We start from the raw sequence: 12297 nt of genomic DNA, 5'->3' as shown, positions 1-12297 counted from the left end.
ATTTATAAAGCTGAAAAGGAAACAAGCGCTTCTCATTATTTTAAATGACATGCGGTAGTTCTTTGTCTGCCGCATGATTTTACTTTTTCTTTTTGCTACTTGATGAGAGTGCTTTTGTTTTTCTCAACGTTTTTTTCGTTATTCTTTACAGGGCTTACTATCCACGCGTTTAAATTTTCTACATCTTACAGTTCGCCGTTGTCATCTTACTTTTTTGGTTTAGGCTTTATTTTGCTTATCGCCTCACCTCTAGGCTACGCGCAAAGTAATGAACCTCAGACGCTAGAGCGCTATACCGTTACAGCTGTGCGACCGTATTATGACGAAACGCTGTCAAACATTTTTCCGCAGTACGAGTTCGATAAACGTAGTCTAGTAACACCACTGCATACCAATGACGTCTTATTGCAATCTCCATCCATCTCTTTAAATGGCCAGGGCGGGCAAATACAAAGTATCAGTATTCGCGGTTATTCTCGCTGGCGTATACAAACTCTGTTAGATGGTGTACCAATTGTGAGTGACAGACGGGCGGGCTCAAGCATAGGTTTTATTCCTCCAAGTTTTGTCTCTTCTGTTTCTGTTTTACCCGGCGCTGCCTCTACTTATTTTGGCTCGGGTGCATTAGGCGGTGCGGTGAACCTGCATATGGATGCTCCTCAACATTCCTATGTACAAGGTGGTTATAGTAGTAACCAACAAATGAAGACGGTGAGTTATGCAGGTAATGTTGAGAACACCGATTGGAATATTGCCCATCGCAATGCAAATAATGGCAGTGATGGTAAGGAAAATTCATTATTCGATCAGTTCGAGCAAACCGCATTTTATCTACGCCACAGTCCTTCAAGTGGAATAGTCAAAGAAGCGTGGACGCTTTATTCTGATAACAACGATATTGGAAAGTCGAGCAGTGATTATCCAGAAAACAGGATAACAGCCTACCCAGATAACCGTCACTGGTTGGGTAAACTCGCATTTGCAGGCGGCGATTTTTCAGGCAACGTATGGTGGCATCAGTCACGCTTAGAAACTTCAGTATTGCGCCCCTCAAGCAGAATTAATAACAGCGAAAATAACGCATTCGATTATGGCTTTGATGTAAAAAGTGATATGGCATGGCAGCGCTGGTTGGTAAACTTTCAACTCCAAGTTTCTGGCCGTGAAGGCGTGGTGGCTGACGAAAGGGAGTTTGGTCTTACCGCCCTTCCATTTGCGTTTAATGGGGGCTCGCCAATAGCCAAGCTAGCCTATGAGGTTCGAACACTGGATGCCAGCGAAATAAACATAGCAGGTATTTTCGATGCATCGCGACAGTACACAAAGACCTCGTTTGCAGTAGGCTCAAGGATAGACTGGCAGCGCCAGTCGGATGATGCGGGTGTAAAAAGCAGCGTAACTGCAAAAAATATAAGTGCCTATGCGGGCGCTAACTATCAGTTGTCGGCTTACTGGAACGCAAGCTTGTACTTCTCTAGTGCATTTAGAAATCCAACGCTTACGGAGCGTTTTTTCGCAGGGGAAACACCTCGCGGTACTGTACTAGGAAATATGTCGCTGGATACAGAACAAGCGCTTAATACGCAAGCTACGCTGGCCTATCGTAGCGAACAACTTCAGGGTTCGGTGGAGCTTTTTTATCAGCAAATTGATAACTACATTGAACGCCTCACGGTTTCTGAAGAGATTCTTCAATACGTGAACCTTGATACTGCTACGATCAAAGGGGCGAGCTATCAGCTTAACTGGCAATCGAAAGATGCAAGGTTTGACGCAAGGATAAGTGGTGCATGGATAGCGGGCGAAGATAACCTAGGGAACACGGTTGCCGATATTCCTCCCCATAATCAGCGAGTCGATATTGGCCTAAATTGGAGCGATGTGCGCTTTTTTACAGTGCTAGCTTATCGTGCAAGTAAAACAGATGTAGCAAACGGAGAACGGGCGCTTGATAGCGTATTTACAGTAGATTTTGGCGCCCATTGGCAAGTGAGTGAGCGCGTACAACTTCAAGCCAGTTGGACCAATCTCACGAACCAGCAATATTTTACCAGTGCAGATGACAGAGCAGCGTTTGCACAAGGCGATAGCCTTCAGCTAGCCATAACCTATTTGCTATAGATTACTGAGCGTTCGTCTGTGTTTCTTTTTGCGGTATTTGCTTTTCAACGTGGTGATTAGCATCACAAGCCCAGTTATCCAAAGTACAAAAAGTAAAATGGCCGCTGGCAAGAAGAGCCAGAGCTTTGCGCCTTCAAAAAACCAACTTCCATCGTGAATAGCTTCAATGGTGTCTGTTCGTCTGTACGCCACTTGAAGCACTGCACCGGTCTGAGCATCAAGCTGTACTTCCCAATGGTTTTTACCTCGGACCTTTATGATGCCCTTATCGGGACGCACGTCTAGCCGGTCAATGTCTTCCCATGTTTTTAAGTTTGCCTCGGAGACTTGCTGCACTGAGGTTAGTAGGGTTTCAAACGAGATAGTCGGAATGCCACGATCTGCGTGCTGCGCTTTTTGCGTAGGTGGCTGGATCCAGTCAAATTCCTTTTTAACCTGAAGTAAAAGGCCACTCGCGATAACAATGATAACGGGGATAAATATAACAAGCGAGAGCCACAAATGAATACTGCGACTGTATTTACGACCGTATTTGCGAAAGGAACCCGACATCAACCAACACTTAAAACAAAGAGTGAAAACACACACAACTATACGGGAAACGGCGCTGTCAGTAAAAACACTCCAGCGCTAGGTTTGCGCATTTAAACGGATAACAGAGCAGGTTATGCGAAGGTTCAGCATGGCTTTCACAATGATTCAACTAGCCGTTATAGCCCGAATGATGCAGAGTTAGCTTGGCAACGTACGATAGCCTTCTTTAAGCAGCATTTGGCTTAGCTACTGTTTAATAGTTCATAAAAAAGCGGCCCGCTAAGGCCGCTTTGATATTACTGCTTTCGGCATTTCTTGCTAAAACGCCTACAAATTTCAAAACGCCAATGGCTATCCGCTTATAATTTTGTCCATGGTAATAGGAAAGTCTCGCACCCTTACTTTTGTTGCATCGAATATTGCGTTAGCGATGGCAGCGCCTGCACCGGTTATGCCTAGCTCTCCAATACCTTTTGCCCCTACAGGTGATGCGGCGTAATCCGGCTCCTCAAGAAAATCTAAGTTCACCTCAGCAACATCTCGATTCACAGCAATGTGATATTCACCAAAATCTGGGTTAACGAAGCTAGCACTATCTTCATGGTGATGAATACCTTCAGTGAGGGCGTAGCCTGCTCCCCACACCATACCGCCTTTAATTTGAGAAGAGGCTGTTTTGATGTTTAAAATTTGCCCTGCGCTAAACATGCCGTATTGACGAAGAAGCCTTACTTCGCCGGTATAGGTGTCTACTTCTACCTCGGCAAAGTGCGCGCCACATGAGTATTGCTCATCGTCGCTAGTATCATCCTCAGACACTTTACCTGTCGCCGAAATTGGAAATGTATTCGTAGGAATATAATCTGTGATAAGAAATGGTGTTGCCGAATCTTCTGCGTTGGGCTTTGCTGCCTTAATCTTACCTTCTTCCACAAAAAGTTTGGCGTTAGATAACTCGGCCGGGAGTTGGCTTTGTATTGAGTCAATAAGGGCCTCACAGGCTCTTTTAACCGCAGAACCTGTACTTGCTGCACCAAAAGAACCGCCCGAACCGCAAGAGGCCGGATAACGGCTATCGCCAAGTTGCACGGTTACATTGTTTACCGATGTTTGTAGCGCATCGGCGGCAATCTGCGCAAGGATGGTATAGGTACCAGTGCCTATGTCGGTCATATCGGTGCGCACGGTCACCTTGCCTTGATCATCTATTTCAACTTGCGCTGAACTCTCGACAAATACATTCATACGCATTGCACTGGCCACACCGTGGCCAATTACTTTGCCATTGCTAGGCTGAGGCTTGTGTTGCCACTTAAACTGTTGCGCGCCCTGACGAAGACACTCACCCAGATTGTGGCTGGTAAATGGGGTTCCTTTCATCGGGTGAACTATCGGTAAATTATTTAAGCGAAAGGTAAGGGGGTCGACACCAGCTTCGTGTGCAAGCTCATCAATAGCCGATTCAAAGGCAAGGGAGCCAATAGCATCACCAGGTGAACGTGTTGAGTCAATAAGCGGTAGATCAACGTCTTTTACTCTATGCGTGCTTTCAATATATTGAGATTGATAAGTGACTCGGGCACCAGCGCCCGTTGCTTCTGCAAATTCGTAGCCTTTTGCTTTGGGCATTGCGCTTTTGTGCACAATACTTACTAACGCGCCGTCTGAATTCGCGGAAAGGGTCATTTGTTGCGTGCTATGACCTCGATGGGGCGTGTTGTAAAACACTTGGCGTCGACTCAGCACCACTTTAACGGCTTGCTTTACGTACCTTGCGCCAATGCAGGCTAAGGTTGCATCGTAATGTAAACCCAATTTGGAGCCGAATCCTCCACCAATAAAAGGGCTTTGAACCACAATATCATCTGGGTCCATTTCGAGGGTAACAGCAAGTGCTTGAACCGCAGGGGCAATTATTTGCACACTGGTAAATACTTCTAGCTTACCGTTTTTGAATTCTGCCACAGTAGCATGGGGTTCCATCGCCGCTGATATTTGAGACGGTGTGGTGTAGGTACTGTCTACCGAGGTTTTCACGTCACTATTGTCAGGCTTATTCCCGCTGGTGGCATCAGGCTCGAACCCACCGTCTAATGAATCCGGTACTTGGGTTGCGCCCTCAAAGTGTGTGAGAAGCTCAGGTGTTTGACCTTCAATGGTATAGTCAACTAAGCTTGCCGCGTAGCGAGCCTGCTCTAGCGTATCAGCAATCACCAGGGCGACTGGTGCTCCAAAATGTCGAATATACGGTTCATTCAATACCGCTCGGCTTTGAGTAAACCGGCCTTCATCTTGAGGCTTACTAAAAGGCTTCATTGGCCCCGCATTTCTATAGGTAACAACGGCGTGAACCCCTTCAGACTGTTCAGCAAGGCCAGTTTCAAGCGAGATAATTTTACCTACGGCCTTATCGCTTGCAACAATCCAGCCTACCAGTGGTTTATGTTCGCTCATTTGTTCCGCAGCGTATCTTGCCTGTCCGGTGACCTTTTGAACGCCATCAATACGATTGACCGCTGAACCCACTATCTTCGAATTAGGCGTTGTCATGTAATGCTCCTTCGTGGTGTGGGTGGTCCGATTGATGAGTAAATATTTCCATAAGCACTTTTTCTAAAGTGCGGCGCAACAGCAACGGTTTGAAGTCGTTACTACCGAATACTTTGGCGCTAGCAAGCTCAGCGTCTGCTGCTTGCGATATAACCTCGGGTGAAATTTCTGCGCCTTCTAAAACACGAATTGCTTTTTCTGGATGCCAAGGTGTAGTGCCCACGCCACCAAAGGCAAGATTCACATTGTAAGCTCTTCCGTCCTTTACTGTCAGTCCCGCTGCCACAGACACGAGTGCGAAGGCATACGATGAGCGGTCTCGAACTTTATGATAATACTGCGTTCCTCTTTCTTTCTTCTCAATACTAACGTGCGTAATGAGTTCACCGTCTTGAAGAACGTTTTCGATATGAGGTGAATCGCCGGGCGCCTGATAGAATTCTCGCAGCGCGATTTTCCGTTCAGTGCCATCTGGTAGCTGTGTGTTCACGACGGCATTTAGCGCTATCATCGCAACAGCCATATCCGAAGGGTGCGTGGCAATGCATTTGTCACTTGTTCCAAATATCGCGTGTATCCGGTTCATGCTGTTTAATGCTGTGCAACCTGAACCGGGCTCGCGTTTGTTGCACGCTTTGGTTGTATCGTAAAAGTAATAGCAGCGTGTGCGCTGAAGCAAATTTCCAGCGGTTGTTGCTTTGTTGCGCAACTGAACTGTGGCGCCACTTAAAAGCGCTTGAGACAATACTGACAACGAAGGCTCTGAATGGGCAAACTTAGCCAAGTCAGAATTGCTTACCATGGCACCAATATGGTAGTGCGCATCATCTTGGGAAATAGCGTTCGCACTTTTCCATTTAGCCAAGCTAATAAGCGTTTTAGGTGTTTCTACCTGCAGCTTCATAAGGTCGATTAAGTTTGTGCCTCCGGCTAAAAAACGTGATGTTTTTGCTGTTGGAAACGTATTTAGTGGGGTGCTGTCGTTAAAATGATGGACATCGAAGGGCTGCATTATTGTCTCTCCAGTGCAATCACGTCTGTTATAGCGTCGACAATATTGGGATAAGCGCCGCATCGGCATAGATTGCCACTCATACGCTCGCTGATGTCTTCTTTTAATGAAACTTTACTGCTATAAGACACGGCGCTCGGATCGCCATTTCTTAATTCTTGCAGCAAAGAGACGCCCGAGCAGATTTGCCCAGAAGTACAGTATCCACATTGGAAAGCATCTCTTTCAATAAACGCTTGCTGAAGAGGGTGAAGGTTATCGTTTTGTCCAATACCTTCAATAGTTGTAACTTCACAGTCTTCTAGTTGAAAAGCGAAAACTAAGCATGCATTGACGCGCTCTCCATCGACAAGAACAGTGCATGCACCACACTGGCCATGATCGCATCCTTTTTTTGTACCAAATAGAGAAAGATGTTGATGAAGAAAGTCGAGAAGCGTTGTTCGAGGGTCGTCGGGAAGACTAACATCGTTCCCGTTTAAGTTCAGTGTTGCCATGGATGTGTCCTTTTACCAATGAGCTCAATTCGGTACTCCAGTGAATTAAGCGAGAAGAAATTACCAATCGTTACGCCGCGAACATTAATTTAGTTTTAAGTTCGAACGTAATTTAATCTTTGTTTTTACCTTCAAAACGAAGAAAGCGGCGATAGATGCTTCGCGCTAAGTGGTGTAAAATAAGTACTCAAAGCATTTTGTTCTGCGCTTTATTACTGCCACATCCCTTTTTCACAATTTCACATCAGGCCTATATACATGATCCACAACGATGTTTTACGTCGCCTTCGTTACGCTTTAGCCATAAATGACACTGCCGCTATTAGTATTTTTAAACTGGTTAATTACGACATGGAGATAGGTTATTTACATGCTGTGATGAAGCGAGAGGGCGAAGAAGGGTACCTTCCGTGTCGCGATAAAATTATCTCCTTATTTCTTGACGGGCTAATAATTAAAAATCGCGGTCGACAAGAAGGACAGGATCCTCAAGAATTGGGGCCTAAAGAGCGTCTGAGCAATAATGAAGTACTGCGCAAAATTCGCATTGCAATGAGTTATAAAGATGAAGATATGATTGCCGTGCTTAAACTCGCAGACTTTAGGATGAGCAAGGGTGAGCTATCTGCGTTTTTCAGAAAGCCTGACCACCGAAATTTCAAACCTGCCGGCGACCAAGTCGTTCGCAACCTGCTGCAGGGCATGGTGAAAAAATATCGACCTGACTCAACTGGCGCTGGTCGCAGCGCGCAAACAAGCCTTAAAAAGCCAACCACTAGTGCGCCGGGTGCTAATAAGCCTAAAGAGATCAAACCGAAAGAGATTACGCCAAAAAACGGTAAACCAAACGACAGCAAACCTCATACAAATAAACAAGGCGTTGTGGCATCACCTCCTAAAAAGGTTGAGAGCGCAGTTAGCCGAAGTGTTAACGATGAGTCTCAGAAAGGCAAAAAGCAAACCAATACATCTGTGTGGGGCGAGCTACCTGCTAAAAAGCGGTGAATAAAGTTAACCGTTAGATGATCTTCATTCTTTTATTATTTTCCACGGACTTGATGATGGTGTAGTACCCGCTTCGCAAAGCGAATTATTAAGTCGCCATTTAGACCAATTTGGCGTGCCAAACGCGTTGTTCCTCGTTAAAGGTAAGCGCCACGGCGATCCGGTATTTGATACCGACGAGTTTGTGTTGAAAGTAATTAGCTTTGCAAAAGAAGTCAAAAACGAAAATAACTAATTTCATTTCAATAGAGTAAAAGGGAAAAATTATGAGCCGACATTTCGATAAAGCCGAAGGCCTGTATGAAGAGAAAGATGCTGCTACCCAAGGCTTTGTGTTCAATCAAACTATGCTGCGCATTGCAGACCCTAAGCGCTCGCTGGACTTTTACACTCGCGTAATGGGGATGACACTCATTAAGCGGTTGGATTTTGAAGAAATGAAGTTTAGCCTTTATTTTTTGGCTGCAGGTGACGATTTTTCTGATATTTCCGACGATACCGATGAGCGTACCCAGCAAACTTTTGGTCGCCCAGCAATGCTTGAATTAACCCATAACTGGGGCGATACGCCAGAAACGGTTAGCTACCACAATGGCAATACTGAACCTAAGGGCTTTGGTCACATTGGTTTTCATGTACCCGATGCTGAATCAGCCTGCGCCAGATTCGAATCTCTAGACGTTCCTTTTCAAAAAGGCCTTAATGATGGCTCTATGAAAGGTATAGCGTTTATTAAAGACCCGGACGGCTACTGGATTGAGATTTTCGACGCATCAAAAGTTGCTGAATCTTGTGCGCCGCATTTGAAAAAGTAGCTTAGAGATTTCGAAGGTTCTCGCGTGCTGCTCGCAGAGCTTAGCTAGTCGAAAATTTCAATAAAGCATCACTAGACGAGGGTAGCCCATGGAAGTCGGCTACCCTTTTTGTTTATCAATTCGCCTCAAGGGTTAACTCTACACCGCTAAATTCAGTATGTAAGTCGTGCTGAGTATTTAATAAGAATAAACGGTTCGCTTCAACGTTAGCTTCGTTAGCTAAATAACGCTTTACTGCTTTGCTCCGCGCATCAGCCAGTTGAATTAATTCACTTTCTGAAATATCGATGCTGTTGCGTAGTTTGTTGTATCGCGCAATGCTTAATGCGCGATTTACACTATCTTCGTTGACAATTTCCTTGATGTCATCAGCACTTTTTGGGCTATCTTTATCACCTGAATTTGCGAGTTCAGGGTAAAGCTGCACCATCATGTTTTCAAATTCTTGATTAAGGTCAGGTGTAAACACCTCAACATAGTGTGATAAAAGGGCGTCGGCTAATGGGCCTTCCAGTGGAATGCGACTGCCAGTTAATAGTTCATCCTGAGAGCCAGCACTTTTGCTGAGACTTTCATTTTTTCCGCCAGCAGAAGTATTCGCGGTCATACTCTCATTGTCTGAAATAGCAGATGGTTCAATATGTCCGCTTTTTGTTAAAAGCGTGGTGTTTAGCTGACGTTGTGCCAGCGCACTTGCATCTGATACCGCATTAACCGTACCTTCGATGTTTACTCTAAGCCCAGGGCGTTTTTTTAAGGCCTCAGCTAGAGTGTTAAGCTTTTCCTTAGCTTGGGCATCTAGCTTGTGTTCCCCAAACGTAAATGCAACACTGTCAAGCTCATCGTCACTGCCAACCAGATTTGCTAGTAGCGAAAACGGTGCGGTTACAGCCTTGGTAATAATATTGCCTATAGCATTGAGGATAATAGAACCAAAGCTAAAATCTGGGCTGTCTACGTTTCCAGATACATCTAAACCTAAATCTATAACGCCGTTACTATCTTCTAAAAGCGCGATAGCGAGCCCAAGTGGCAAACTTAGCGCTTGGTCAGAATTAGATTTTTTGCCTAGGGTTAGCTGGTCGATAACTACTTGATTCTTACCTTCCAGTGCTTTCCCGTTAAGCTTGTATTGCACGGCTAATGACAACAAGCCTTTGTCAATGTAATAGCCCATGTAAGTGCCAGAATAGGGGTTAACAGAAGTAAGTTCAGCGCCTTTTACTGAGAAGTTTAAATCTAGGTCTAGGTCACTTTTTAACGGGTGAATGGTACCCGCTAGTTTTACTGGTGCGTAGTTATCTATTTTTCCAGTGATATCCACATTAGCTGGCGTGTCTGAGCGGGAGTCGATGCCCGATACTTTCCCATTTAGGCTTTCTATGGCCGACGCGAATTTTGGTGTTAGTGAGTGGTCAGCAAAATAGGCTTTACCGTTCTCAATTGATATTGCATTAACGGCAATAGCGAGCTTTTCTGCGTTTGAAGGCACTTCTTCACTAGGTGCGGGTGCTCGTAAATTTGTTGAGTGTACGTCGGCAGGTTTTCTATCAGTGTTATTACCTTTAGGCTTTTTTGCATTGCTGCTGTCTTTCGAAGTAACAACTAGCTTGCTCACATTGGTCTGCTTAGCCTCATCGATAATGAGTCGAGCGAAGGGGGACTGTAACTGAATATTGTCTACGCTTAGCTGGTTTAAAGCGTGGTTAAAATTGATATCGTCCACCATTAACGACTGCCATTGCAACAACGGCTCTTTCGCATCATCCAGAATGCTTAAGTCGGTCACCTTCGTACTAGCCTTAACGTTTAATGTATCAGTTCCCTCATCACCCATTACAGCGTCAAATTCAACATTCAGATTAAGTAGTCCTTTTTCAAGGGTGACATTGGCGTAGGGGAAAACATATTGTTGGAATTGATTAAGCACAAGTTGCTCAATGTCAGCTTTGCCTGTCACCGCTTGTTCTGCAATAACTAGGCTTCCGCTACTTGTTATAGTGCCTTTTGACGTATTGCTAAAGGACTGGGTATCGGCAGAAACTTCCAGGCTTGTGGTATAAGAAATGGGCTTAGAGTAGTCAGTGGTGATTTCACCGCTTTCAATATTGAAGTGACTAACTCTGTAATAGGTGCCATCACTTACACTTCGTTCTAGCATATCAATGGTGCCGTTATTGAACGCGAACTTTTGTAACGCAACCTGCCACGTGGACTCTTTGGTCAACGCCGTAGAGCTATTGTTAGTTTGTGTTTTTGTATGCATTCCCTCGCCTGTTGGTGCAGGTAAGACGGTCTCTGCATGAATGCTGTTGTTTGCCTCAGGTGATTCACTTACACCTACTTGCTCAGCACTTTCTCCCTCTATTTGAGACCCAGAAGGGACATCGGTGTTTGTATTGGTGCTCGTTTGCGATGTAGAGGAAGCGAGGCCTTTAGGTGAAAACAGGCGTTGTAGATCTAGCCCGGTTTCATTAAATAAACCAGACACCCTTATATCGTTCAGCGAAACTTCAGCAATATTTACTTGCTGCTCTGCACCGTTGACGCTTATGTCGTGAATAGCAAATGCAGGTATGGCGAGGATCTCTTTCGAGGTACTAGCGCTATCTGGCGCACTCGATGATGTGGTTGCATTAAACACCAAGTCGTTGACGGCAAATTCACCCCGTTCTAGTAAAAACTGAAACGCATCTCCCTCTTCAAAGGCTTTTGCCTGAAGGCTTAGACTAACCCTACCGTCTACCAGTGTCGCTTCTATCAAATGTTTTGATAGCGACCAAAGCGGTGTAAGCGCTACGTCACTTATTGCAACGTCGGTGGTAACTTTAAACGGAGATAGTTGGAACTCACCCTTGATGGAAATTTTGCCTCTATCGGTGGTGAGCAAATCAAACTGATATTGATTAAACGCGGCTTGGCTTTTGTCTCGCGAGTTGTTTTTCTCGGTATTTGCGTTTTTACCCGAAGAAGCTGTGCTTACATCCTGCTCGTTGATGTCGATTGATCCGCTATCGTTAACGCTGATCACAGCATGCGTATCTAGGTCTTGCAGTGCCACGTTCAATTCTGGGTAATCCAGCAAGGTATCGGTAACTTTGTCTTCTAAAACAATATGTCCGTCGCTTAGTAAAAACTGACCTAGTGTTATTCGAGGGACCTGTCGTTGAGATACGTCTTCCTTATCATTTTTATCTTGCGTACTGCGCTTCTCAAGGTGAGCAAGGATGTCAGAAAAGTTGAACGTCTGCGTGTCTTTATCGGTACTTAAACGTGCTACTTTTGCGTATGGCGCATTGATGCTTAATGACTCAATCGCAGGTGTGAGAGTAAACAGTGTTTTCCAAAAGCCAATATCTAGCGAAATACTATTTACACTAAAAAAACGATTGTTTACCGCTGTATTATTGGTATCACTTTCATTGCTCTTTTTACTCTCCTTGTTACTAATACTGGGCGCTGATGGCTTAGATTCTGGATAGACGACAAAGTCAGTAATGTCTAATTTCAACAGAAAGGGGTTTATAGCAATATCTTCTACAGCAGCACTTCGCCCTGTATTTTCTTTTACTAGATAAGGTAACTTTGCCTCTAACACCGCAGGAGCCACTACACCTAAAAAAAGGGCATAGGTAAGATAGAAAAGGACAAGGTAGGTAGAAACTCGAAACCACTTTGGTTTCGCTGAAAACCAAGATATTGCGTTTTGCATAGACGATTAGGCTGCGTAATTGAGTATGAAAAGATGAGCAAAGTCGCTATT

At 44.9% G+C, this 12297-nt stretch carries 8 protein-coding genes and 1 pseudogene; 4 read left to right on the top strand and 5 right to left on the bottom strand.

Annotated features, from left to right (window positions below):
- Nucleotides 1–231 precede the first annotated feature (231 nt).
- Nucleotides 232–2121 (top strand): TonB-dependent receptor, encoded by a 1890-nt coding sequence (locus GVO62_RS16325; protein WP_236547208.1) that lies wholly within the window; start codon nt 232–234, stop codon nt 2119–2121.
- Here GVO62_RS16325 and GVO62_RS16320 read toward each other — a convergent pair.
- Nucleotides 2116–2673 (bottom strand): PepSY domain-containing protein, encoded by a 558-nt coding sequence (locus tag GVO62_RS16320; protein ID WP_159120147.1) that lies wholly within the window; start codon nt 2671–2673, stop codon nt 2116–2118. The two genes, GVO62_RS16325 and GVO62_RS16320, sit on opposite strands and share 6 nt — an antisense overlap.
- A 114-nt stretch (nt 2674–2787) precedes the next feature.
- Here GVO62_RS16320 and GVO62_RS16315 point away from each other — a divergent pair.
- A pseudogene (locus GVO62_RS16315) lies at nt 2788–2901 on the top strand (dienelactone hydrolase family protein); the annotation flags it as partial.
- A 105-nt stretch (nt 2902–3006) separates the two neighbouring features.
- Here GVO62_RS16315 and GVO62_RS16310 read toward each other — a convergent pair.
- Genes GVO62_RS16310 through GVO62_RS16300 form a run of 3 tightly spaced genes read right to left on the bottom strand, consistent with a single transcriptional unit; the run spans nt 3007 to nt 6714 of the window.
- Nucleotides 3007–5205, bottom strand: coding sequence for a xanthine dehydrogenase family protein molybdopterin-binding subunit (locus GVO62_RS16310; RefSeq protein ID WP_159120146.1), 2199 nt, complete (start codon nt 5203–5205; stop codon nt 3007–3009).
- Nucleotides 5192–6217, bottom strand: coding sequence for an FAD binding domain-containing protein (locus GVO62_RS16305; RefSeq protein ID WP_159120145.1), 1026 nt, complete (start codon nt 6215–6217; stop codon nt 5192–5194). The genes GVO62_RS16310 and GVO62_RS16305 overlap by 14 nt, the downstream gene beginning before the upstream one ends.
- A complete protein-coding gene (locus GVO62_RS16300; protein WP_159120144.1) occupies nt 6217–6714 on the bottom strand; it encodes a (2Fe-2S)-binding protein in 498 nt (165 codons plus the stop codon). Before GVO62_RS16300 ends, GVO62_RS16305 begins: the two co-directional genes overlap by 1 nt.
- A gap of 258 nt (nt 6715–6972) precedes the next feature.
- Between GVO62_RS16300 and GVO62_RS16295 the strand changes: the two genes are divergently transcribed.
- Both GVO62_RS16295 and gloA read left to right on the top strand, forming a co-directional pair.
- Complete coding sequence (locus GVO62_RS16295; protein WP_159120143.1) at nt 6973–7719, top strand: DUF1456 family protein; 747 nt, start codon at nt 6973–6975, stop codon at nt 7717–7719.
- 266 nt (nt 7720–7985) lie between these two features.
- Nucleotides 7986–8534, top strand: a complete 549-nt coding sequence (gene gloA / locus GVO62_RS16290) for a lactoylglutathione lyase (RefSeq protein WP_159120142.1) — start codon at nt 7986–7988, stop codon at nt 8532–8534.
- Between the two features lie 115 nt (nt 8535–8649).
- Here the strand turns inward: gloA and GVO62_RS16285 are convergent, their stop codons facing one another.
- Nucleotides 8650–12246: a DUF748 domain-containing protein gene (locus GVO62_RS16285; protein WP_159120141.1), complete on the bottom strand. Its 3597-nt coding sequence runs from the start codon at nt 12244–12246 to the stop codon at nt 8650–8652.
- Between the last annotated feature and the right edge of the window lie 51 nt (nt 12247–12297).

The sequence above is a fragment of the Alteromonas sp. KUL150 genome, from assembly GCF_009811475.1.
Taxonomy (GTDB): domain Bacteria; phylum Pseudomonadota; class Gammaproteobacteria; order Enterobacterales; family Alteromonadaceae; genus Alteromonas; species Alteromonas gracilis.
The sequence above is the reverse complement of the archived record's forward strand: the minus strand, read 5'-3'. Positions and strand labels throughout refer to the sequence as shown.